Consider the following 24251-nt stretch of genomic DNA (forward strand, 5'->3'; position numbering starts at 1 on the left):
TATGTTGAAAATTGTAAAACTTTCTTTTTGCGTCAGCGACTAGTAGTCTCTGCCTCCGCCACGGTTGTATCCACCACCGCCGCGGTTGTCTCCGTAACCACCACCGCGATTTCCACCGCCGCCGCTACGATTTCCACCAAAGCTTTTTCTTTCACCTTCCGGTTTTGGCTCTGATTTATTGACTACGATATTACGACCCTGAACTGAAGCGCCGTTAAGTTCGTCAATTGCTTTTTGGGCTTCATCGTCATTTGTCATTTCAACAAATCCAAACCCTTTGCTTCTTCCGGTAAATTTATCGCTGATAATTTTAACTGAATCTACTGTACCATAAGCCTCGAAAGACTCTCTTAAATCTGCTTCCTCAATACTGAACGGAAGATTTCCTACAAAAATATTCATACTAGTGCTATTATTTTAAAAATTTAAACAAATGTAAACCTAATTTTCTCAATGGCACTATTTATTTGGTTATTTATAACAGTGTAATACGAAATGTTTTACGTATATTATAAGAAATTATATTTCGTGATGGTGAACAGGAAGCGGGTTCCCTTCCCGATTTCCGATTCTAAACTAATTGTCCCGCCAAGTCCTTCAACGAGTTTTCTGACGGTCGAAAGCCCAATACCACTGCCTTTTTTACCAAACCGATCCTCATTCGTCAGCACTTCGAAAATATCGAAAACCCTTCTTTGGTCTTCGGCTTTGATACCATTGCCGTTGTCTTTCACGAAAAACTCATAAAACTCGTCAGCTTCATCAAACCCGATTTCGATTGCCACTTCATCCTTATTATTGTACTTAATTCCATTCGCAACGAGATTAATCAATATTTGCTGCAGTGCGACGCGATTGGTGTACAATTTCTGGTCCTGAAACGAAAATATAAAGCGGTATTCCGATTGGTTGTCGAGCAACGCAATGGTCTCATTTACCAGTTCACTTAAATTAAAGACGCTTCGTTTCTCGACGAGGATGGCATCACCTTTGCTGTGCTCTAAAATTCCGTCTACAAGATTTCGCAGTATACTAGAAGATTCATCCAACATGGACAGATACATTAACGCGTCTTTGTCCAGTTTACCACTGTAATCTGAGATCAGAATCTGGCTCAGCCCGGAAATATTATTTAATGGCGATTTGATATCATGCGCCGCAACATGAGCAAACTTCTCCAGTTCTTTGTTCTTATTGACCAGGTCTTTTGCATATTTTTCAAGCAATATTTTGCTTTTCCGAAGTTCGAAAAGACTCACCACCTGGTTAGACAACGACTTCAGCGCTTTCAATTGCTCGTGACTGAGCTCTTTTGGTTTATCGTCAATAACACATAAAGTTCCGAGCGCAAGGCCATCGGGACTGACCAGTGGGATTCCCGTATAAAAAACGACATGAGGCTCTCCGACCACCAACGGATTGTCATGAAAACGCTCATCAAGCCTTGAATCCTTGACTGTAAAAATTTCGTTCGGGTTAATAATGGCGTGCGCGCAGAATGCAGCATCGCGCGAAGATTCGTAATCATCCACTCCTATCTTCGACTTGAACCATTGTCGCTTTTCATCAATCAGGCTGATCGTTGAAATATTCGTCTGGCAAATCTGGGAAGCGAGTTTTGTGATGTCATCGTATTCTTCCTCTGGCAAAGTATCTAAAATAGAGTACTCTTTTAAGGCTTTTAATCTTTCTGCTTCATTTTCTGGGATTGGAGGGAGGATCATCGCTGAAAATTTTATGGTTTAGAAAAAAAAACCATCCGAATGGATGGTTTTTTTAAAGCTGTTTATAAAGCTGTCTAGTATATTTTAACACGGTAAAAAGCACCTTCCTGGAAATTTACATTCTCAGGAACAATATCACTATCACCTTGATATTTCACATTAAATTTGAAATTACCCGAAACCTCTTTAGCAATTGGATCATACTCCGTTATTGTAACCTGGGCATTTCCACGCTCCTGGGCATCAACATTAAATCCTGTCCCTGTATAATACTCCAACGCGAGTCCGTTATCCTGATAACTATAACCAACTACCATGTCATCATCATTTTCAGGATGCGCATTATCATATCCAAAACGGTATGTTTCAGGATTACTTGAACCGATCACTGAACCAAAATCGAATGGTATTTGCAGGCTCACAATTTCAAGCCCCCTGAATCCAAGTATTGTCAAATTACCAACATTAGGATCGACTGCCGGATCGGTGGCCTCAAAGCTCGCTTGCGTAAGATCTGCTCTCCAGATAAAATTGTCTTTTCTCCCCTGAAGTCCTGGGTCACTGAACTTTACGTCGGTTTCGCAAGAGGAAAAAGCAACTAAAATCAATAACAGAGATACTATTTTTTTCATTAAAATAATAATTTTAGATTGGGTATTCAAATAATTCAGGTTACAAAAATAGTTTTTAAAACGAAATATGCTAAAGAAAATTATAATATTTCGCCATATCGCCAAATATTAACTAATTTACAGCAACGTTACTGATTAAAAATCAACATAATTGTAGCTTCAGTTAAATTAATTTGTATATTTGCGCCCTTAATTAACCGGGGTCGAGTACCCCACAATTTAATCTTAAGATTATGTCTGTAAAAATTAGATTACAAAGACACGGAAAAAAAGGAAAACCTTTTTACTGGGTTGTAGCCGCTGATGCGCGCTCAAAAAGAGATGGTAAATACCTTGAAAAAATCGGTACGTACAATCCAAACACAAATCCCGCAACGATTGAACTGAACCTTGACAGCGCTGTACAGTGGCTGCACAATGGGGCGCAGCCAACCGACACGGCGAGAGCCATCCTTTCTTACAAAGGTGCATTATTGAAACACCACCTTGATGGAGGTGTTCGCAAAGGAGCACTTTCGCAAGAGCAGGCTGACGAAAAACTGGCCAAGTGGTTAGACGAAAAAGCTGGTAAAGTAGATTCGAAAAAAGACACCCTTTCTAAAGCACAGGCTGACGCTAAAGCAAAAGCACTTAAGGCTGAACAGGATGTAAATGCAAAACGTATTGCTGCTGCCGCACAGGCTGAAGCCGATGCAATTGCTGCCGCTACACCGGTTGAAGAAGTTGAAGAAGCTGCTGAAACCGTAGAAGCAACTGAAGCTCCGGCTGAAGTAGCTACTGAAGAGGCTCCTGTTGCAGAAGCAACTGAAGAGGCACCTGCTGCAGAAGAAAACAACGAAGAAGCTCAGGCTTAATTTTTAAAGCGCTCATGCGTAAAGAAGATTGTTTCTATTTAGGTAAGATTGCAAAAAAATTTAGCTTTAAGGGTGAAGTCCTGGCCTATCTGGACACCGACGAACCCGGCTTGTACGAAAATCTGGAATCAGTGTTTGTTGAAATCGACAAACATCTGGTTCCTTTTTTTATTGAGAGTAGTTCGTTACACAAAAATGACTTCCTCCGCATCCGTTTTGAAGACGTAAAAACGGAAGCCGAAGCAGATGACTTACTCAATTGTGGCATTTACCTTCCGCTGCGCATGCTGCCGAAACTTAGCGGCAACAAATTTTACTTCCACGAAGTCATCGGTTTTGAAATCGAAGACAAGCGCGTGGGCGTTTTCGGGAAAATTGTCGCGATCAATGATAGCACGGCACAACCGCTGTTTGAAGTGATTAATGGTGATGTCGAAATCCTAATCCCAATGATTGACCAGTTCCTTGTGAAAGTTGACCGCGCAAATAAAAAAATCGTGATGGATTTACCGGAGGGATTGATCGAGATGTACCTTTAGTTAATTAATAATTTTACGCGTCAAAACCAATTGCCTTATTATCAATTGTTTCATTGTTAATTGTTAATTGTTAATTGTTAATTTTTCAGGAGCTATTCCCGCTTTCGCCTTTATCTTGCTTCCGCTATCGCTCCAGCAAGGATACCAGCTCTATCGGGGCTAGGAAATTGAAGGTCAATTTACGCACGCCGTTTCATTATCAATTATCCATCGTCAACTATCAATTAAATTGTTCCAATTCAAGAAATTTTCGATACAACAGGACAAGACTGCCATGAAAGTAGGCACTGACGGCGTATTGCTTGGCGCCTGGGCACCTATCGACAATATGCCGTTTTCCATTCTTGATATTGGTGCGGGAACTGGCCTGATCGCATTAATGCTCGCCCAACGCACCGATGCCGAACACATCGAAGCCATCGAAATCGATGCGGATGCATTTGAACAATGCGTCGACAACTTTGAAAACTCCCCCTGGAATGACCGCCTGTTTTGCTTCCATGCTTCGCTTGACGGTTTTATGGCGGAGCTTGAAGAAGAGGAATATGACCTTATTGTGTCGAATCCGCCATTTTACAGCGAAAATGTATCTTCAGGAAATGCTGCACGGGATCAGGCCAGGCAAAACATGTCACTGCCTTTCTCCGATTTAATCGAAGCCGCTGGTTTACTACTCTCCGAAGACGGAATTTTCTGCGTGATTATACCTTATAAGGAAGAACCTGATTTTATTGCGCTCGCCGCGACTGAAAATCTATTCCCCAAAAAAATCACCCGTGTCAGGGGCACACCCACTTCCGAAATTAATAGGAGCCTATTGGCTTTTTCCCGCATGCAAGTCCCTGACTTCCCCGTTGACGAATTGACCGTTGAAACGGCCCGCCATCAATACACCCCGGAATACATGGCGCTGACTCAGGATTTCTACCTTAATATGTAATCCCAAACCGCAACAGGCCCCGAAACTTCGAGGGCAGCGTAAAGCCCGCAGTCCCGAAGGGCGAGGACCTGCAGCGAACAGCCCGGCCCGCAGGGGTTGCCAAAAAAAATAAAACACTTCACGAAATCGGTTTCGTTTGTTTTTTTAAATGCAATTGTTTGCCTATTTTTGCATGGATTTTAATGAACGCTGAAAAACAAAAAACATGAGACCAGACCTTTTCCAGGCCCCTGATTACTACAATCTTGACGAATTATTATCTGACGAGCATAAATTGGTGCGCGATGCGGCCCGCGAATGGGTGAAACGCGAAGTGTCACCGATAATCGAAGATTACGCGCAAAAAGCGGAATTTCCGACACAAATCATTAAAGGACTTGCAGATATTGGTGCGTTTGGCCCTTATATTCCGGAAGAATATGGCGGCGCAGGTCTTGACCAGATTTCTTACGGATTAATCATGCAGGAAATTGAAAGGGGCGATTCGGGCGTGCGTTCGACCGCTTCGGTACAATCTTCATTAGTGATGTATCCCATCTGGAAATACGGAAACGAAGAGCAGCGTATGAAATACCTGCCAAAACTGGCATCCGGAGAATTCATGGGTTGTTTTGGTTTGACTGAACCTGACTTCGGATCAAATCCTGGCGGCATGATCACAAATTTTAAAGACATGGGTGACCATTATCTTTTGAATGGTGCTAAAATGTGGATCTCGAATGCTCCTTTTGCAGATATTGCCGTAGTTTGGGCAAAGGATGAAAGCGGAAGGATTCACGGATTGATCGTGGAACGTGGCATGGAAGGTTTTTCTACTCCTGAAACCCACAACAAATGGTCGCTGCGTGCCTCCGCTACCGGAGAATTGATTTTTGACAATGTAAAAGTTCCAAAAGAGAACTTACTTCCTAATAAATCGGGATTGGGTGCACCGCTGGGCTGTCTTGATTCTGCACGTTATGGCATTGCCTGGGGCGCGATTGGTGCTGCAATGGATTGCTATGACACCGCTTTACGGTATGCTAAAGAACGCGTGCAGTTCGACAAACCTATTGCCGGCACACAATTGCAACAAAAGAAATTGGCTGAAATGATTACTGAAATCACGAAAGCGCAATTGCTGACCTGGAGGCTTGGCGTTTTAAGAAACGAAGGAAAAGCGACTACTGCTCAAATCTCGATGGCGAAAAGAAACAATGTGAACATGGCAATCGAAATCGCGCGTGAGGCCAGGCAAATCCTTGGCGGCATGGGAATCACCGGCGAATACTCTATCATGCGGCACATGATGAACCTCGAATCGGTTATTACTTACGAAGGAACACATGACATTCACCTGCTGATTACCGGTATGGACATTACGGGAATCGCAGCATTCAAATAAGCGAAAGAATTATTACGATAAAAAGCTTCCCGAAACGGAAGCTTTTTTTATTAGGCGTTGTCTTACAATAGTATGTTACTTTATTCAGGTCAGCAAACGAACCAAAATATTAACAAAATTTACGGGATTCCCGTATTAAAACCATTTCAGAATTTTGTAGGGAATACTTCCATTATCCCCTTCCCTATGGTAAAAATACAAATTTCCGAAAACAGGTGGTTATGGGAAAATTACACTTTTTCTTAAAATTTTGCCTCAACCATCATTCCAGCACAACATCTTTTATTTTTTGGTTTTCCATATCAGCCCGTCCAGAATGTAGTGTGTAAACTGAGGCACAGTAAGCAATGGCACCAATAGGAAGGCATATTTTCCCATACCTGGCGAAAGCACAGAAAACTGCTCGTTCCACACCAGGATCTCCCAAAGGTATTCTTCTGAAAAAGCAATAATTAACAGGATTCCGATGTAGATAAAAATGCCGCGGAAAGCTTTAAGAAAATGCAATCTCCCCAATTCAGGCTCAGGTTTTGTATGGATCTCCTTCAAATAAATAAGGGCCATATATGGAATACCATGGGATACGACATTCAGCAGGGTAAAAATCAGGTCGTCATTAAAATATACTATTCCGAAATACCAGGACAATGCCGTTCCTATAATGATCGCATTCTTTGGGATATTGAAATATTTTTCAGTGACATATTTATGTAACGTACGCAAGACATAAAATCCCATGATTGCAAAATAAATCCATTGCAGCACATTTAGCGTGGCCGCATTCTCATAACTGAAAAAATCATCTGTGGTAAACCAGTTGAATTTCCGCGCCGGCGATAAGAACCAAAACAACATCGGATATCCTGTCGCGGAATAAATGATTAGGTTATCAATAAAAATACTTCTGGGCGTCTTCAGTTCTTTTCGGGAATACAGTCGCATGAAACCATACTGCTGGCGAATGAAATGAAACACCGCGATGTAGGCTAAAACCCTCCAGAATACAGCACTACCGAATGCAAAAAGTGTCATTCCAATTACAAAACAACCGACCGGAAGCAGCGTCAACAGTGTTTTCCTTTTTTGAAACTCCTGCGTTTTAAAATAGGTTTTAAAAAGTGTAGCATAAACATGGGCCACATCAATAAAAACAATCAGGAACAACCAGGTGTAAAAAGGGTATCGTTCCTGCAGCGCTTCGAGATGTGATTGAAAAACAAAGACGATTCCCAGCACCAGAAATGAAGGGGCGAGGATAAAAATACCATCCGTTTTGGCTTTATGAATCCAGGGTTGCTGCATGGGTCATTTGGTTTACGGCATCAATTCCCTGATGGAACGCCTCTTCAAATATAGAAATCCCCGATAAGTCACTATGCGCAAAAAAAATCCTGTTTCCTATCGGCTTAGCGGCTTGTGCTTTGGCATCACCGAAAATAAATCCGGGAACAGGACTGATCATGCCGTGTCCGAGCAGATGAATATCAATACTTTCAGTTTGCGTTTCTATATCCGGGTGGGCCATTTTAAGATCATCAAATACCAGCTTCTTCCATTTTTCTTCTTTTCCGGAATAGATTTCTTTCCGCATTTTTCTCAAATCAGGCCCGGAAAAACTATAATAATATGTAATCACTTTCCGGGTTTCCGTTTGTGCCAATGACTGGTGTTGGTCATGAACATAACCCAGCCCTTTTGACCCATAAATGACATTGTCCCAACTCAGCGGATAGCTTTCATTGTCAATCAGGTCTCTAACAGTAAGCGTTGCCAGCAACCACGGGGCATAGTGAAATTTTGATGCTGTTTGCTTTCGGCTTTCAAATAAATATTGGTTTACAAATTGTGGTGAAGCCATCAGGACTTTATCTGCAACAATTGACACTGATTGCTTTTTCACGCTGTCAAAAGCTTTCACTTCAACCTTATCATCAACCATCTTTACCTCATAGGCAAGATGATTCGGAAGGTTTTTACCCTCACTGTACTTTTTTAAATGTTGGGCCAGACGTGCGTTGCCCTCAGGCCAAGTCAATACATTTTCTTTTTTATCGGCAGTGGAATCATGCTTCCTGGCTGCAAAATAATGGATTCCTGCCCAGGCCGACACATAATCAATTCCCAATCCGAAATCATCACGGCAGCAATAATCAACATAATTGCACAAAGTTTCTGAAACCAATCCCTGTTGTTGCAGCCATTCTTTCATTGTAATCTTGTCGAAATCCCGAACCATCTTATCCGCAGAAGACATTTTGACTGGGATATCAAACAGGAATTTACCATCGGCTCCTTTAGCTGACTGGTACTTTTCCATTTTTTCAAAAAAAGTATCAAAATTATCGCGGCCTGCTTCATTTAAGGTTTTTGGCACAAGGCCTTCCTGCCAGGAATTATTATAAAAAAGACGCTCCTGAGGGAAGAACGTGAGTTGAGTTTCATCAAATATTGCAAAGCCGGAAGTATCATAACCGGTAATTATTTTTTCTTCTTCAAGAAACTGCAATAGCTTCTTATCGCTGAAATTGGGCAACGGAAGATAATGTGCCCCTAATGGAAATTTTGAATATTGATTCTGTCCATTAGAAGCGTTTCCGCCCAAATGGTTTTCCAGTTCGAGCAACAGGAAATCACTAATTCCGTTTTTTCTAAATTGCCTTGCCGCACTCAGCCCGGTAATTCCGCCTCCAATAATAAGGTAAGGAATCTCGATTTTTTGGATGGGTTTTGGAAAATCCTTTATCCAAAGACGGTGTCCTAAAATATGATTTGTTCCGGAAATACGCAGCACCAGCTTTAGCGCTTCATTTTTACAGTATTGAAGCAATGGCAGCATGGCAGCTGTCAATCCAACATTTTTCAGGAACCTGCGACGGCTATAATTTCCCCCATTCTTCATCAAAATAACGTACTAAAATCTGGTTATCAAGTCTGTTGATCTCTATATTCTTTGAAATCATGTCCTTAGGAAAATAATTGAACCTGTTGAAATTATAGTTATAAAACCGGAGACCGGAAACTTTTCGGTGTACATCATCAAAATGTGTTGCGGTATTGTTGGCGGCAATGGTGTAACCCCATTCCCCGAAAGAAGGCACATAAGCATGGTAAGAATCAACCTTCGGGAAAATTTCCTTCATGGTTTTATTGATGCACCAGAATGATTTCGGAGCAAAATAAGGCGAGGTGGTCTGAACGACAACAACAGCATCAGGTGAAAGCAGATGTTTGATTGTTGCATAGAAATTCAGTGAGTACAATTTACCAAGACTGTAATTTGACGGATCAGGAAAATCGATGATTGCGACGTCAAAAACCATATTGCTGCTTTTTGCCCAGACGTAGGCGTCTTTATTCAGCACGGTTACTTTGGTTTGATTCAGGGAATTATGGTTGAAACCAGTCAGGATGACATTCGTCTTAAAAAGATTGGTCATGCCTTCATCGAGGTCGACGAGCGTAATATCTTTTACATCTTTATACTTAAGAATTTCCCTAACGGCAAGACCATCACCGCCTCCTAAAACAAGAATATGTTCCGCTTTTTTCGCCATTGACATAGCGGGATGCACCAACGCCTCATGGTAGCGGTATTCATCTGCGGAACTGAACTGCAGATTGTTATTCAGGTAGAGGCGGTAATCGTTTTTATTATGTGTCAGTACGATTCTTTGATAAGGTGTTGAATGCGTGTAGATAATATTCTCTCCATATAATTTACCTTCCGAATACGCGAGGATATTGTCTGCAAAAATAAAAACCACCAGCAATAAAAGGAATGATCCGATTGCCTTTATCTTTAAGATGCCAGTCCTTTGCAATTCATTTTTCAGCATAAAACAAAGCACTATTGCAATACCGATATTAATCATCCCGAACAAAAGTGAAGTCCTCATTATACCCAGTTTTGGCACCAATACCAACGGAAACAGCAATGATGCAAGCAAAGCGCCAATATAATCAAATGTAAAAACGTTCGACACCAGATCGCGAAACCGAACGCGGTCTTTCAGGATATTCATCAACAGCGGAATTTCCAGACCCACAAGACAACCGGTCAGGAACACGAGCGAATACAAAATCGGCTGGAAATAACTGACACTTTCAAATAAGATAAAAAGAATTACAGAACTTAGTCCGCCAACTACACCGACAAGTATTTCAATCTCAACAAAGGTATTGAGCATATTCCTACGGAAGAATTTTGAAAAATAGGAGCCGATACCCATTGAAAAAAGGTACACCCCTATGATAAAGGAAAAATGCCTTACGGAATCTCCCAATAAATAACTCGCCAGCGTTCCGGCCACGAGTTCGTATACCAGTCCGCAGGTCGCGATGGTAAAGACTGCAAAAAGCAAAAGGTATTCGAATTTCAGGAATTTACTAGCCATGAATGGCAGCGCTGATAATGATTGAAATACCGATAATAAAGGCGGCGAAAACGATCGCTATCGCAGTATTGTTCTTTTGTACTATTTCCTTCCAGGTATTTTCCGGAGTGATTTTTTCGACGATGGCATACGTAATGAATAAGATAACGATGCCTAAAACTGAAAATACAACAGAGTTCAAGAGTGGTTTAATTAGGTTTTCCATAAAATTTGACTTTGGTTATTTGTGGTAATAATGATATGCTGAGGTTCGTCCGCCGTGATTATTTGGCCTGTACTTTTCGGTACTTTCACAGTCACACATCCTGTTGCCGGAGTATGAAAAGTAGAGAAATAATCCATAGAAAAATACCCCAATGATTAGGGCCGGAATATTGTTCTTTAAAAGCTTAATACCTTTTTCCATATTATTCTTTGTAAGGTGAGTTAGCACTGTCTGCCCATCTCCTGGTTTCAAAATTCTTGTTGTAATAAAAAAATGCCAATACAATCACGCCCATGAATATGGCCGGCAACCATACATTTCGTGTAGAAGGTTCATTCCACACGGCCCTGACACTGACGGATTTCGTTGAAAAATTGTCAGCAGCAATTTGAGGGGTAATCACAAGATGGTATTTACCTGCTGAAACGCCGCAGATATTAAACCGGTCCCCTGTACTGCCTTCCGACCAGTTTTCTCCATCGGTGTAACCGTGATAATATTCTACATCTTTACTGGCATAAACCTCATCACTGGTTTTCTCATCCACAAGGGCGACCTGTATGTTTGCCCATGAATTGTCTACATCTGCATTTACAAAAACGCTCAAAGGGGCAGATCCGCCTTTAAGTTCAAATGAAGGGCTGGTAAAGTCTTTGCTGTCCGGAACCAGTGCCGTATTGAGAACGCTTTGTTCTGATTGCCCACTATAAATAAAAACATGGGTTAGGAACATTAATATTATCGAGACACAGAAAATCATGGCCATCAGCCTGGTGTCAACGGGTTGCGGCTGCACGAGTCCAATACCTACCCTGCTTCTGATGTATGGAAGATCAAATGCCTTCTTAACTTCACGTGGATTAATGTGTTCTCCAAAATACGTGCTGGTTTTCCCATTCATACTCTCAACGGAAATAATATATGGTGGATTAATGAACTCATCCATTTGAATTCCATCATCACTTAGCCTGAAATCAAAAAAACCGGCAGCACCTGCTATATGGGTGGTCGTGTAATCATACAAATCGTATACCTGTTCTTTATACTCAATGGTTTTAGGGTGGTTGCTAATTTCAAAAACTTCAGGAATTTCCTCTAGAAAAATCCAATGACCATCAGCTTCAGATAAAAACCGGAAGTTACCTTTGCCGTCCTGAAGTATATATTCGTTCCAGAAAAAATTCCGGTAGGCTCGTTTTACAATTACCCCCGAAACAGTATATGAGATGCCTTTCAGAACGCCTTTAGCACCAACTTTTAACGCGGTTTCAGGCGGTTTTGTTTTAAACATGTTCCTAAAGACCCATTCTCCTTTGTCAAGCGTATAATGGCTGCCGCAGCCGGGACAGGCAAAACTGTCCGCAGTAAATGATAAATTAAGCTCCGTGGAAACACCGCATTTTGTACAGTTGTTAAGCATCTATCTGTTTATTTGGAAATTGTTAATGACTTCAGCTTCGAAATATCCAATGAAAGCTTCTGAAATGGCCTTCACTTTTTCAGAGTTGTCCTGTAAGTAATTGCATAGATATACATCGAGCGTCAGCTGCTTAAATTCAGGCCAGGTATGAATACAAATGTGGGATTCCTTTAGGCAGAAAGCCAGTGTGAAACTTCTATTTTCAAAATCGTGTACCGCCAGACCCACCTGTTCCAATTCGAATTTTGCAAGCAGTTCTTTCGTAAACAGAATAAAATCCTTACTTTCAGTAAGTTTATCAGAAACAGAAACACGAAGTGTAAGCAGTTGATGAAGACCTGGGGAATAGTCGGATGTATCCATTAAAGTATTTTGACTTTGATTATACGAACGCTATTTTCATTTGTTACAAAAAAGTTAAAAAAACCAAAATTGGCAGCCTCCCGTAGATAATAAAAAATCACAATCCATGAAAGTAATCGCTGTATTAACCAAAATAGCATGCCTTTTTCTGCTGATTTCGTGCAGCAGCAATGATGATACGACTGATCCCGTTACTGCTAATCCTTTACCAACCACCCCAACAGCACGGCAAATCAAATACCTTGCTCTGGGCGACAGCTACACGATTGGGCAAAGTGTCTGTGAAACCTGCCGCTTCCCATTCCAATTAAAGGAAAGCATCGCAAATACTATTACCGCAAACTATGACCTGCAAATTATTGCGCAGACGGGATGGACAACAACCAACCTTAAGAACGCTATCGCGGCTCAAAATCCTCCGAATACATTTGATTTGGTTACGTTGCTGATCGGTGTAAATAATCAATACCAGGGAAAACCTTTTTCCTTGTACCAACAGGAGTTTCCTGAACTCGTGACCATGGCGACCATTTTGGCTAAAGGGGATAAAAATAACGTCATTATCGTATCCATTCCGGATTATGCCTACACACCCTATGGTGAAGGCGCAGGCAATCAGGCTGCCATTTCAGCTGCGATTGACCAATACAATAATTTCGCAAGGAATTATGCCGAAAACAATGGGATTGTTTTTGTAAACATCACTGATATCACCAGGGAAGGACTGAACAATCCGGCACTGGTTGCTTCCGATGGCCTGCATCCGTCTGAGTTGGCTTATGCGCAGTTTGTAGAAAGGATCGTTCCAAAGGCATTAACAGCCATAAGAAACTAACACCCTTTTTGAGGTTTTTCAATTTATCAGCAATCTTTTTTAACTTTGGCAGCTTATCCAATACTTGAATATAAAGCGATTGTATTATTTTCAGCCAAATTTTGGCAAAATGCATCTTCTTTTGTTTGCCCTAAATTTGATGTTTGTAAACTAATTAAAGTAAGAATAGCTGCTATGGATCACAAACGAAAGGAATCAGAAATACCTGTGCATTCATTAGAGTATGGTTCTACTCACGTCAATATCCTACCCCTGGACTATAACAATCCTTATGATTACAAAAGAGAGCACCGTCATGCCTATTTTGAAATCATGTTGATCGCACGTGGCGGAGGTAATCAATTGATAGATTTCAATAATTATCCAGCATTAGATAACAGCTGTTATATCATTTCCCCACAACAAGTACATCTAATGAACCGGAATGGTTCATTAGGAACTATCATCCAATTTACGGAGGAAAAAATCAATTCTCCCGAGTTGCGTGCTGCGCTGAAAAATCATTCTTTTGATGAAAAAGCGGCCGTTATTTTTGAGAACCGTAAAGATTTACTGGACGGATGTATGGTTTTGACGAACCTTATCAAAGAGGCTATTTTTCGCAATACCAGGGAAAGTGCACTTTCCGTTACCCATTTATTATGTGCTTTGGTGTCTTTACTTCTCGAAAATCGGGTTCATTCTGAGCAGGTTTCATCGGATCAAAATAAAATACTATTGTTGCATTTTTATCAACTTCTTGACGTTCATTATTGCGAAAACTTGAGTGTAAAAGGTTATGTTCAAAAACTGTCCACGACAGAAAAAAAACTAGCTGCTGCAACCTCTAAATATGCTGGATTAAGTCCATTGCAGGTAATTCACAACAGAATTCTACTGGAAGCCAAACGAATCTTGTTGTTCGAAGATTCCTCGCACAAGGAAATTTCATTCCGGTTGGGATTTGATTCGCCTTCGTCATTTTCAACGTTTATCAAATCTAAGACTGGTTTAACACCATCGGAGTTAAGCAAGCACCTGGTTGAAATTCATAAGTAATTGTCTCATTTTTATAATTTCCATTTTTTACTGTTGATTTATCTTTGTTTTAAGTTTAGGGCATGTTCATACCAAAATTACCTGGTACAAGAAATTTCAAGAAACGATATCGCATCAATTGAATAGCGAAAAGTGCGATGTTACTACTAACTTAAAAACATAAGAAATCATGAAAAGATTAAAACTATTTTTTGTCAGTCTCATCTTCTTAACCTCAGCAACCATTATGGCGCAATGGGTTCAAAAACCTTCAGGCACAAATGATATCCTCACGGGAGTACACTTCCCTTCGGCAAACGTTGGTTTTGTGGTGGGCATCGGAGGAACTATTTTGAAAACTACCGATATCGGTGAAACCTGGAATACGGTCTATTCCAATGCAAACATTTCTTTAAAGTCAGTTTATTTTATTAACGAATCTGTTGGATTTGCGGTTGGAAATAACATATTAAAAACTATCGACGGCGGCAATAGTTGGGAAATCATCAATTCAACCATTACAGATATCAATAAAATTACATTTACCACAGATCAAATAGGATTCTTGAGCAGTAGCACAGGGCTTTATAAAACTACCGATGGCGGAAACAACTGGGCTTTAAAATCTTCTATGCCATGTATGTCTATGAGTTTTCCTTCTCAAAATGTGGGTTATATTCATGCTAATTCCAACTCAATTTTCAAGACCATTGACGGAGGAGAAACCTGGACACTTTCCAATCCAAACGCTAATCCTAATTCAATCTCCATTGTGAGCACTCTGTTTTTTACAACTGAAGATAAAGGCTTTTTTGGTGGTTACTATTATGCGGCTTTTACAAAAACTACAGACGGCGGAACCAGTTGGAATTGTATCAATACTGACTGTCAAGCTGATCTTGGTGTTGGAGTTAAATCTATTTATTTCTCCTCAAATACTGTCGGATATGCTGTTAGTCAATCTCAAAATAATATTTTAAAAACAATGGATGGTGGTGAAACCTGGACCTCGCAAAACCTCGGTACCGCTATGTTTTATGATATTTATTTCACCAGTGATAACGTTGGATTTGTAGTTGGCGGAATTGGTGAAATATTTAAAACCACAAATGGTGGAAGTCTGGGTATTGCAGCTACTGCGCCTGACACCATTGCGGTTTATCCAAACCCAACCGCTGATCGTTTAAAAATTGAAGTTGATTCCAATTTGATGTTTCCAATTCATTTTAAACTGAATAATACTCTTGGCGAAAATTTGATTGATCATCGATTGTTATCAAATTCAAATACAATTGAACTGTCTGATCTTTCAAAAGGGGTATACTTATACCAGTTGCTTAACGCAAACAACGAGATTGTCAAAATTGGAAAAATAATTAAAGAATAAGGCGCAAAAATACACCTTCGCAATCGAAACCTAAAAAATCGGAGATCCGGCCCGGGTTGCTTCCGCTGGCCGGCATCCTTCACAGCTCGATTATTCCCGTTTCGTGGCATGCATCTTACCCAAAGCGCTCGCAGCATTGCAGGAATAAAGGTTTTACCGCTTAAAAAATATCATTCGCCTATTTTATTTTTGAGGGATTTTAGTGTGTTATATGTTTGTCGTGTAATTAATTGATAACACAGATTAACGGTATAACAAAACCTAACCCCAAAAAAATTTTATAGTAGTTTGTTTATATCTTGAATCGCCTCGGAATTCCCCTTTTCGAGGCCTTTCTTATTTTAGGAAGACTAGTACTCAGGAGCCAGTTCGAGTTCCAAACCGTCCAGCTCTGGAGTGATGTGGATCTGGCAGCCCAGGCGGCTGTTGGGCTTTACATAGAATGCTTCAGACAGCATGGCCTCTTCGTCGTCGCCTTTTTCGGGCAGCGTGACATCATTCAGGACATAACATTGGCAGGAGGCACACATGGCCATGCCGCCACAAATCCCTATTGTACCTTCCGGTGCCAGTTCGTAAGCCTTACAAAGTTCCATGATATTCATGGACATATCAGTAGGCGCTTGAACCTCGTGGATTTGGCCTTCCCGATCCGTTATTTTTATGGTAATATCCATCTTTTGTTGTTGGAGCTGTTTCCCGCTGTCCGCTGTATCTTTTTATTTGCGATGAACGAAGCCGCCGAAACCGCGCCCGTCAAAGGCAAATAAAAAGGATGCCGCTTCCATCGGGGCTGGCGTCTGCATTATAGTGTTAATTTAGTCAATCGATTTTACGACCGCTTTTTCCGCTTCCTTTCGGGATCCGTCAAAACCATCCACTCCAGACACCGTGGTGTACTTCATTACATATTTCTTGCCGGGATTCAGGCGTTGGTAAACACTTTGACACATTAATGTCGCCTCATGGAAACCACAAAGGATGAGCTTTAATTTCCCGGGATACGTATTTACATCGCCAATCGCATAAATGCCCGGAACATTGGTTTGATAATCCAAAGCATTGTCCACTTTAATCGCATTTTTTTCGATTTCGAGTCCCCAGTTTGCAATCGGGCCCAGTTTTGGCGACAATCCAAACAACGGAATAAAATAATCGGTTTCGATTTTGCGGTGTGCACCGTTCTCGTCAATATCAATCGATTCAAGTCGCTCAGCACCATTCAGCCCGACGACTTCTCCCGGCGTAATCAACTTAATCTTTCCGAGGTTTTTGAGTTCCTGGACTTTCTCGACTGAATCGAGTGCCCCGCGAAATTCGTTGCGGCGGTGTATCAGGGTAACTTCAGAGGCGACATTGGAGAGGAAAATACTCCAGTCCAGTGCCGAGTCGCCGCCGCCGGCAATTACCACTTTCTTATCACGAAATTTTTCAGGGTTTTTGATAAAGTATTTCACCCCTTTATCTTCATAGAAGGCGATGTCCTCGATCAAGGGTTTGCGCGGTTCAAAACTGCCAAGCCCTCCGGCAATCGCTACGGCGTTTGCATGGTGCTTTTTGCCTTTGTCGGTGGTGACGATAAAAGTCCCGTCGTCAAGCTTTTCAATCGTTTCAGCGCGTTCACCCAATGTAAATCCGGGTTGGAACTGCTTGATTTGTTCCATCAGGTTGTTCACGAGATCGCCCGCCAAAACCTCCGGAAAACCGGGAATGTCGAAAATAGGCTTTTTCGGGTAAAGCTCCGCAAGTTGTCCTCCAATTTGCGGTAACGCATCAATGATGTGGCACCTCAGTTTTAATAAACCTGCTTCAAATACAGCGAAAAGCCCCGTGGGTCCCGCTCCTATTATAAGTATATCTGTTTTAATCATTGTTTTTGAAATTCCGGCATTCATCTGTTTTCAGCTTAGTGTGCAAAATTCCTGAAAAAGCGGGACACCATTTATGACAACCATCACGTTTTGGCAAATATTTGGTCCGGTACCGCGTGAGGGATCGAGGCGGTATCCTTGCCTTTTTCAGGCAAGATTAAGCCGAGAGCCCGACCCGAAGGGGCACGCCAAAAAAGCTTAAGCAATATTTTTTACAGTTTCGATTTGCGGAGCGAATTTTTTAATCGTGGTTTCGACACCGGCTTTCAATGTCATCTGGTTGACGCTGCAGGCGATGCAGGCGCCTTCGAGGCGAACGGTGACGTGCTTGTCATCCTCGATCCCGATCAGCGTGATATCGCCGCCATCGGAATTCAGGAACGGCCTAATTTCTGCCAGTGCCATTTCGATGTTCTGCGTTAATTCTTCTGTTGTCATTTTTTTTTTAATTTGAAAATGTGATGATTCGAAAATTCGGAAATGTGTTCCGGTTGTTCAATCTATACGCTTTTAGTACTATTGACCTGGAAATTGTCTGCCGTAACATTTTCAAATTTCCAAATCCTCAAATTTGCTAATTTTTCTTCACTGCTGAGCAGCCTGCCATGGTCGTAATCTTGATGGCCTCTGTAGCGGGAAGATTCTCATTCCGGTTGACGGTTTGCTGAACCACATTGCGGGTAATTTCCTCAAAAACCGTTTCGATAACCGAGGCGGTCTGCAATGCGGCAGGCCGGCCATAATCGCCGGCTTCGCGAATCGATTGTACGATGGGCACTTCACCTAAAAACGGCACATTGAGGTCTTCGGCCAAATTTTTTGCACCTTCCTGCCCAAAGATATAGTATTTGTTTTCAGGCAATTCTTCCGGAGTGAAATACGCCATGTTCTCGATAATTCCCAAAACAGGTACATTGATGCTCTCCGAAAGAAACATCGAAACGCCTTTTTTAGCATCGGCCAATGCGACTGCCTGTGGGGTACTGACTACGACCGCACCCGTTATTGGCAGCGCCTGCATGATCGACAAATGGATGTCACCGGTTCCAGGCGGAAGGTCGATCAGCATAAAGTCAAGTTCGCCCCAATCTGCATCAAAAATCATTTGGTTCAATGCCTTCGACGCCATGGGACCACGCCAGATCACGGCCTGGCTCGGTGCGGTAAAAAATCCGATGGACAATATCTTCACGCCATAACTTTCGATCGGCTTCATTTTAGAGCGGCCATCCACGGTCACTGAAATGGGCTTTGCCATTTCCACGTCAAACATGATGGGCATCGATGGTCCATAAATGTCGGCATCGAGGACACCGACTTTGAATCCCATTTGCGCCAATGTTACTGCCAGGTTCGCCGTAACCGTTGATTTCCCGACACCGCCTTTCCCGGACGCCACTGCAATGATGTTGCTGATTCCGGGAATCGCCTTGCCTTTAATTTGGTTGGCGTCCTGTTTTTCCGGTGTTTCCACCTTAATATTTACTTTTACTTTCGCCTCTGCCGATATCTTTTCCAGTATGGTTTTACGGATATCGTCTTCCGCACGTTTCTTAATATGTAATGCCGGCGAATGCAACACGACATCGACCACTACTTCGTCACCGAAAGTGAGTACATTAGTCACGGCACCACTTTCGACCATATTTTTACCTTCGCCTGCCACCGTGATGGTTTCGAGCGCTTTTAGGATTTCTTTTCTGTCTAGTTTCATAGTTTTTTGCTGTCTTATTAAGACTAAATTAAGTCCTGAAGCTTCGGGAGCAAAGATAATAGGAATAGTTGTGATTTTAAAGGATTTGGATTGGATTTGTCTATGGCTTTAATTTGGAATCCTGATAAGTGGAATCGACCGGATTTAAAAGTGACAACGCCGATCTCCCTTCAAAATATAGTTGGCGAAATGTACGTGTTATTAAGACTTAAAGTCAATCAAAATCAAATTTTTATATTGAAAAATGGAAATGGCCTACTGCACTTCCGGCTTCCACAAATGCTTTTCAAAATCCACAATCTGGTTGTCTTCCACTTCAACGCCTTCGCTTTCCAAAAGCTGCTGCATTAAATTGGTGCCGTCAAAATGGTGCTTGCCTGTCAAAAGCCCAACGCGGTTTACCACCCGGTGCGCCGGCACATCATCGGGGCAATTGTTCATGGCCCAGCCGACCATCCTGGCGGAGCGCGCGCTGCCAATGGCTTTGGCAATCGCGCCGTATGAAGTGACTTTTCCGTATGGAATCTGTCTCGCTACGGCGTATACCCGTTCAAAGAAATTGTCGTCGGCAGCCACTAGCTGAAGTAATATAAAATGATGTTTACCAATGTAATGATTGATACAAGTCCTGTTATTGAACCAATAATATAGTTCATGTTTTTCAGAATAAAGGTTGTTTTGGACTGCATCTTTTTAAAGAAAGCGATGTAGCAGTAGAACCCAAAAAACGCACCCAGCCCGGAACCAAATACGAACGTATAAATAAACGGCAGCCTGAACTCAAAATAGTGGTACGATGCGAGTGTGACACTGATAAAAACATAAAAAGGAATCGGGAAGAAATTGAGCGCCGAAAGCAGCATCCCCATAAAAAAACGGCTTCGTTTACTGTGGAGCCTTACTTCTTCTTTGTCTACATTGGGCTTTTTTGCAAAAAAGAAAAAATATACCGTCAGCAACGCAAAAACCCCAAGTCCAGCCTCTCGAAGCATAATGACAATTTGCGGATTTTTGTCAATAAATTCAGCGAAAATCACGCCAATAAACGTCTGTGCCAACACTACTATCGTCGCACCACAGGCAAAAATCATCGCTCGCGTTCGGCCTTCGCTGAGACTGACTTTAGCCGCTGTCATATTGATCAGCCCCGGCGGTGTGATACCAAATGAGGCTGTGAGGAATCCGAGGAACAACGGCAGCGAATAACCCATTTATTTTATTTTAAACCGAATATACGTAATTGCTTTGTCAATTTCCAAATATTGTTTTTCATAAAACGTCTGGATACCAGTAACTTCCTCCGGAGCGCCATGATTGTTGTACACATTGTGGTTGGCATACAACACCTCGTGGCCTTCGCCATGTAACACGCCAAGCGTGTATCCATGCATGAATTCACTGTCTGTCTTTAAATTCATGATGCCGTCCGGTTTCAGGATCTTATTATACAACTGCAGGAATTCTGAATTGGTCATGCGGTGCTTCGTCCGCTTGTACTTAATCTGAGGATCAGGAAACGTAATCCAGATCTCGTCTACTTCATTTTCGCCAAAAACATGATCGATCAGTTCAATCTGGGTGCGCACGAAAGCCACGTTGTGCATGCCGTCTTCAACTGCCGTCTTGGCACCACGCCAGAACCGTGCGCCTTTGATGTCAATTCCTACAAAATTCCGATCCGGATATTTTTCAGCAAGGCCTACAGAATATTCTCCTTTGCCACAACCCAGTTCCAGAATCAACGGGTTTTCATTTTTGAAAAAATCTGCGTTCCATCTGCCTTTAAGCGGAAATGCCCCGCTTACCACTTCTTCCCTTGTTGGCTGGAAAACATTCCCGAAGGTTTCATTTTCCTTAAATCTTTTTAACTTATTTTTACTTCCCACAACGTTGCTTTAATTATTTGGTAAAATTAAGGAAATATACAAGAACCCAATTCGTTTTACCTTGCGCTTTTCAAAAATCATTTACCATTGGAAACCACCACCCGAAATATCCTTGTCGCGCCCCTGAATTGGGGCATTGGCCACGCGACACGGTGTATTCCCATTATCAAAGCATTACAGCAAAACAATTTCAATCCGATCATTGCATCCGATGGTGCCGCGCTGGCAATCCTTAAGAAAGAATTTCCTGAAATCCTGTGCCTGGAGTTGCCTTCTTACGAAATTGAGTATGCTAAAAATGGCAATCATTTCAAATGGAAAATGCTCAAAAACATGCCCGCGATGATTGATGCCATTCTGAACGAAAAGAAAATCGTGAAAAAATGGGTGAAAAAATATGATTTGTACGGCATCATTTCAGATAACCGGCTTGGGGTGTTCAGCAAAAAAATTCCGTGTGTGTTTATGACGCACCAACTGAATGTTCTCACCGGGAATACTTCGTGGCTGACCAGCAAACTGCACCAGGCGACAATAAAAAAATTCAACGAATGTTGGGTTCCCGATTTTCAGAAAAACCCAAACCTGAGCGGAAAACTGGGACATCTCGATCATCCGGATTTTAAGATCAAGTATATTGGTGCGTTAAGCCGATTAAAGAAAATGCCGCTTCCGCAGCGTTACGACCTGATGGTCATGCTGTCTGGTCCGGAGCCGCAACGGAGCATGCTCGAAGAACGGCTGTTCGAAGAGTCGTTGCGTTATGACGGCAAAGTGGTTTTCGTAAAAGGAAAAATCGAGACCGAACAAAAGGTACTCCAATACGACAACATTACTTTTTACAACTTTATGAACTCTGAAGAGCTCGAAAAAACGTTTAATGAAAGCGCATTGGTGCTTTGCAGATCGGGTTACACGACCATCATGGACCTTTCATTCCTGAACAAAAAGGCGTTCTTTATTCCGACGCCGGGACAATATGAACAGGAGTACCTCGCTAAAAAACTGAAAAAGGAAGGATTGGTTCCGTATGCAAAACAGGAAGATTTCAGGATTGAGAATTTACTCGAGGTAGATTTGTACAAAGGACTTAAACCATTTGAAAACAAAACAAGCTGGAAACAGTTATTTGGACTTTTCGAGCGTGAATGAGAATTCGGAACCAACACCAAACTGGCTCTCGATATAGATTTTCTCATCGTGCGCTTCTATAATATGCTTTACGATGGAAAGCCCAAGCCCTGATCCACCTTCTGCTCGGGCTCCGCTTTTATCGACACGGTAAAAACGTTCAAATAATCGTGGAATATGCTGTTTTTCGATGCCCTCGCCGTTGTCGTTGACGCGAACGATTACTTTATTATTCACCAGATCTTCAATACCCACTTCGACGGAGCCATTTTGCTTGCCGTACTTGATCGCATTGACAATCAGGTTCATCAGCACCTGCTGAATTTTCTCGCGGTCACCCATTACCTTGATCGGCTTGGCGTATTTATTGTCAAACGACAAAATAATGTTCTTCTTTTCCGCTTTCATCTCGAGAAGGTCGAATACATTCTGCACCACTTCGACGACATTGAATTCAGACATGGTCAGGTTTAGCGTCCCCGACTCCAGTTTGGTAATCATATCCAAATCCTGTACAATAAAAATGAGCCGTTCCACACCTTTTTCAGCCCGCTGCAGGTACTTTTTACGGATACTTTTGTCATCCATGGCACCATCAAGCAACGTTGAAAGGTAACCTTGTACTGTGAAAAGCGGCGTCTTCAACTCGTGGGACACGTTGCCGAGGAACTCACGGCGGTATTCTTCGCGGACTTTCAGGGTTTCAATTTCCATTTTTTTATCCGTGGCGAACTTTTTCACTTCCCGCGTCAGGGTGGCCATATCTGTGCTGATGGACTCCCTGCGGAAGGTACTCGACTCAAGAAAAGACACGTCATCATAGATTTTTTTCACCCTCCGGTAAATAAAAACCTCCACACGGTATTGGATGACAAAAAAAGAAAATACATACAGGGAAATGGCAAACACCAGGCAAAAATTGATCAGGCCGTTGCGTTGCTGGTCGAAGAAAAAATACGCCAATATTGCTGCAAAACCTGTAGCAAACAGCGTAATATACAGCGCCGATTTTACGGCAAATTTATAAGTCTTTTTGAAACTGATGCTCATTTTCGAAGTTGCAATGTACCAAAGTTACAAACCTGGTTAGTTTCCGGTACAATTCCGGCGTTAAACTTCGAATTTATATCCGACACCTTTTATGGTCTTGAAAAAATCATCTCCGATCTTCTCGCGAAGTTTCCTGATATGGACGTCGATCGTCCGGCCACCAACGATTACCTCGTTGCCCCAAACCTTATCCAATATCTCTTCCCGTTTAAAAACCTTTCCCGGTTTTGAAGCCAGCAGGTAAAAAAGCTCAAACTCTTTCCTGGGCAAAACAATCTCAACGCCGTCCTTTATAATATTGTACTCTTCACGGTTGATTTCGATCCCGCCGACATTAAGGGTTTCAGAATTGCCGTGATCATCGTCTTTCAGCCTCCGCAGCAGCGCCTTTACCTTGCTGACAAGCAATTTTGGCTTGATTGGCTTGGTGATATAATCGTCTGCGCCGGCTTCCAGGCCGACAAGTTGTGAGTATTCTTCATTACGGGCAGTCAGGAAAGTAATGATGGTCTGGCTCGTTTCGGGCATTTTCCGAATCAACTCAGTGGCTTCCATACCATCCATTTCGGGCATCATCACGTCCATGATAATGAGGTGCGGCAGTTCTTTTTTGGCTTTGGCTACGGCTTCCCTTCCATTGCTCGCGGTGATGATCTGGTATCCTTCCTGTGAAAGATTGTACCCTACAATCTCGAGTATATCTGCCTCATCATCAACCAATAAAATCTTGATATCCTTTTTTTTCATGTGCCGAATTGTTCGATTTGTGAGTGTAAATGTAAATATAAAACAAAACCATAAGGTGCATTTACTGTAATTTAATGTCTTAACATTTTGATAATGTTAAAAACACTTAAACGTAACGCTCCATTAACGTGAATTTTACACAGCCGAAGTTCCTTTGC

The 24251-nt window shown here is 42.0% G+C and carries 26 protein-coding genes; 8 read left to right on the forward strand and 18 right to left on the reverse strand.

Annotated elements, in window-relative coordinates:
- Positions 1–39: 39 nt before the first annotated feature.
- From CFE23_RS06040 to CFE23_RS06050, 3 genes are all read right to left on the reverse strand, one after another.
- On the reverse strand, positions 40–402 hold the full coding sequence (locus CFE23_RS06040; RefSeq protein WP_291085548.1) for an RNA-binding protein: 363 nt from the start codon (positions 400–402) through the stop codon (positions 40–42).
- 107 nt (positions 403–509) lie between these two features.
- Entirely contained in the window at positions 510–1724 is a 1215-nt protein-coding gene (locus CFE23_RS06045; protein ID WP_291085550.1) for an ATP-binding protein, read from the reverse strand.
- A gap of 74 nt (positions 1725–1798) precedes the next feature.
- The gene (locus CFE23_RS06050) at positions 1799–2356 is read right to left on the reverse strand and encodes a DUF6252 family protein (protein ID WP_291085553.1); all 558 of its coding nucleotides are present in this window, start codon (positions 2354–2356) and stop codon (positions 1799–1801) included.
- Positions 2357–2589: 233 nt separating this feature from the next.
- On the opposite strand from CFE23_RS06050, the gene CFE23_RS06055 reads away from it, so the two are divergent.
- The 4 genes from CFE23_RS06055 (at position 2590) to CFE23_RS06070 (ending at position 6073) form a co-directional block, all read left to right on the forward strand.
- Positions 2590–3210 (forward strand): 30S ribosomal protein S16, encoded by a 621-nt coding sequence (locus tag CFE23_RS06055; RefSeq protein ID WP_291085556.1) that lies wholly within the window; start codon positions 2590–2592, stop codon positions 3208–3210.
- A gap of 14 nt (positions 3211–3224) precedes the next feature.
- A complete protein-coding gene (gene rimM, locus CFE23_RS06060) occupies positions 3225–3749 on the forward strand; it encodes a ribosome maturation factor RimM (protein WP_291085559.1) in 525 nt (174 codons plus the stop codon).
- 274 nt (positions 3750–4023) lie between these two features.
- Positions 4024–4689 (forward strand): methyltransferase, encoded by a 666-nt coding sequence (locus CFE23_RS06065; protein ID WP_291085562.1) that lies wholly within the window; start codon positions 4024–4026, stop codon positions 4687–4689.
- 205 nt (positions 4690–4894) lie between these two features.
- Complete coding sequence (locus CFE23_RS06070) at positions 4895–6073, forward strand: acyl-CoA dehydrogenase family protein (protein ID WP_291085565.1); 1179 nt, start codon at positions 4895–4897, stop codon at positions 6071–6073.
- Positions 6074–6355: 282 nt separating this feature from the next.
- On the opposite strand, the gene CFE23_RS06075 is transcribed toward CFE23_RS06070, so the two are convergent.
- The 6 genes from CFE23_RS06075 to CFE23_RS06100 form a co-directional block, all read right to left on the reverse strand.
- Complete coding sequence (locus CFE23_RS06075; protein WP_291085568.1) at positions 6356–7375, reverse strand: hypothetical protein; 1020 nt, start codon at positions 7373–7375, stop codon at positions 6356–6358.
- Positions 7353–8972, reverse strand: coding sequence for an NAD(P)/FAD-dependent oxidoreductase (locus tag CFE23_RS06080; RefSeq protein WP_291085570.1), 1620 nt, complete (start codon positions 8970–8972; stop codon positions 7353–7355). The genes CFE23_RS06075 and CFE23_RS06080 overlap by 23 nt, the downstream gene beginning before the upstream one ends.
- Complete coding sequence (locus CFE23_RS06085; RefSeq protein WP_291085573.1) at positions 8950–10467, reverse strand: polyamine aminopropyltransferase; 1518 nt, start codon at positions 10465–10467, stop codon at positions 8950–8952. The genes CFE23_RS06080 and CFE23_RS06085 overlap by 23 nt, the downstream gene beginning before the upstream one ends.
- Positions 10460–10672 carry a DUF350 domain-containing protein gene (locus tag CFE23_RS06090; RefSeq protein ID WP_291085575.1) on the reverse strand — a complete coding sequence of 71 codons (213 nt, stop codon included), beginning with the start codon at positions 10670–10672 and terminating at the stop codon, positions 10460–10462. The genes CFE23_RS06085 and CFE23_RS06090 overlap by 8 nt, the downstream gene beginning before the upstream one ends.
- Positions 10673–10874: 202 nt before the next feature.
- Entirely contained in the window at positions 10875–12092 is a 1218-nt protein-coding gene (locus CFE23_RS06095; protein WP_291085578.1) for a DUF4178 domain-containing protein, read from the reverse strand.
- Complete coding sequence (locus tag CFE23_RS06100; protein WP_291085581.1) at positions 12093–12455, reverse strand: S-adenosylmethionine decarboxylase; 363 nt, start codon at positions 12453–12455, stop codon at positions 12093–12095.
- 106 nt (positions 12456–12561) lie between these two features.
- Between CFE23_RS06100 and CFE23_RS06105 the strand changes: the two genes are divergently transcribed.
- The 3 genes from CFE23_RS06105 to CFE23_RS06115 all read left to right on the forward strand — a co-directional run bounded on the left by CFE23_RS06105 (position 12562) and on the right by CFE23_RS06115 (position 15694).
- Positions 12562–13290 (forward strand): SGNH/GDSL hydrolase family protein, encoded by a 729-nt coding sequence (locus tag CFE23_RS06105; RefSeq protein WP_291085584.1) that lies wholly within the window; start codon positions 12562–12564, stop codon positions 13288–13290.
- A 45-nt stretch (positions 13291–13335) separates the two neighbouring features.
- Positions 13336–14328, forward strand: a complete 993-nt coding sequence (locus tag CFE23_RS06110; protein ID WP_291085587.1) for an AraC family transcriptional regulator — start codon at positions 13336–13338, stop codon at positions 14326–14328.
- 169 nt (positions 14329–14497) lie between these two features.
- Positions 14498–15694, forward strand: a complete 1197-nt coding sequence (locus tag CFE23_RS06115; RefSeq protein ID WP_291085590.1) for a YCF48-related protein — start codon at positions 14498–14500, stop codon at positions 15692–15694.
- A gap of 350 nt (positions 15695–16044) precedes the next feature.
- Here CFE23_RS06115 and CFE23_RS06120 read toward each other — a convergent pair whose 3' ends face one another.
- The 7 genes from CFE23_RS06120 to trmB form a co-directional block, all read right to left on the reverse strand.
- Positions 16045–16371 (reverse strand): 2Fe-2S iron-sulfur cluster-binding protein, encoded by a 327-nt coding sequence (locus CFE23_RS06120; protein WP_291085593.1) that lies wholly within the window; start codon positions 16369–16371, stop codon positions 16045–16047.
- A 141-nt stretch (positions 16372–16512) separates the two neighbouring features.
- The gene (locus CFE23_RS06125; protein WP_291085596.1) at positions 16513–17565 is read right to left on the reverse strand and encodes an NAD(P)/FAD-dependent oxidoreductase; all 1053 of its coding nucleotides are present in this window, start codon (positions 17563–17565) and stop codon (positions 16513–16515) included.
- A 198-nt stretch (positions 17566–17763) separates the two neighbouring features.
- Complete coding sequence (locus tag CFE23_RS06130; RefSeq protein WP_291085599.1) at positions 17764–18003, reverse strand: NifU family protein; 240 nt, start codon at positions 18001–18003, stop codon at positions 17764–17766.
- A gap of 136 nt (positions 18004–18139) precedes the next feature.
- The gene (locus tag CFE23_RS06135; protein WP_291085602.1) at positions 18140–19279 is read right to left on the reverse strand and encodes an Mrp/NBP35 family ATP-binding protein; all 1140 of its coding nucleotides are present in this window, start codon (positions 19277–19279) and stop codon (positions 18140–18142) included.
- Between the two features lie 255 nt (positions 19280–19534).
- A complete protein-coding gene (locus CFE23_RS06140) occupies positions 19535–19855 on the reverse strand; it encodes an MGMT family protein (protein ID WP_291085605.1) in 321 nt (106 codons plus the stop codon).
- Positions 19855–20490, reverse strand: a complete 636-nt coding sequence (locus CFE23_RS06145; protein ID WP_291085608.1) for a LysE family transporter — start codon at positions 20488–20490, stop codon at positions 19855–19857. The genes CFE23_RS06140 and CFE23_RS06145 overlap by 1 nt, the downstream gene beginning before the upstream one ends.
- On the reverse strand, positions 20491–21165 hold the full coding sequence (gene trmB, locus CFE23_RS06150) for a tRNA (guanosine(46)-N7)-methyltransferase TrmB (protein WP_291085611.1): 675 nt from the start codon (positions 21163–21165) through the stop codon (positions 20491–20493).
- An 87-nt stretch (positions 21166–21252) separates the two neighbouring features.
- On the opposite strand from trmB, the gene CFE23_RS06155 reads away from it, so the two are divergent.
- A complete protein-coding gene (locus CFE23_RS06155; RefSeq protein ID WP_291085614.1) occupies positions 21253–22317 on the forward strand; it encodes a glycosyltransferase in 1065 nt (354 codons plus the stop codon).
- Here the strand turns inward: CFE23_RS06155 and CFE23_RS06160 are convergent.
- Both CFE23_RS06160 and CFE23_RS06165 read right to left on the reverse strand, forming a co-directional pair.
- Positions 22291–23346 carry an ATP-binding protein gene (locus CFE23_RS06160; protein WP_291085617.1) on the reverse strand — a complete coding sequence of 352 codons (1056 nt, stop codon included), beginning with the start codon at positions 23344–23346 and terminating at the stop codon, positions 22291–22293. The two genes, CFE23_RS06155 and CFE23_RS06160, sit on opposite strands and share 27 nt — an antisense overlap.
- A 60-nt stretch (positions 23347–23406) precedes the next feature.
- The gene (locus tag CFE23_RS06165; protein ID WP_291085620.1) at positions 23407–24093 is read right to left on the reverse strand and encodes a response regulator transcription factor; all 687 of its coding nucleotides are present in this window, start codon (positions 24091–24093) and stop codon (positions 23407–23409) included.
- Positions 24094–24251: the final 158 nt, after the last annotated feature.

Origin of the sequence: Flavobacterium sp. BFFFF1, from assembly GCF_002256285.1 — a bacterium.
Lineage (GTDB): Bacteria > Bacteroidota > Bacteroidia > Flavobacteriales > Flavobacteriaceae > Flavobacterium.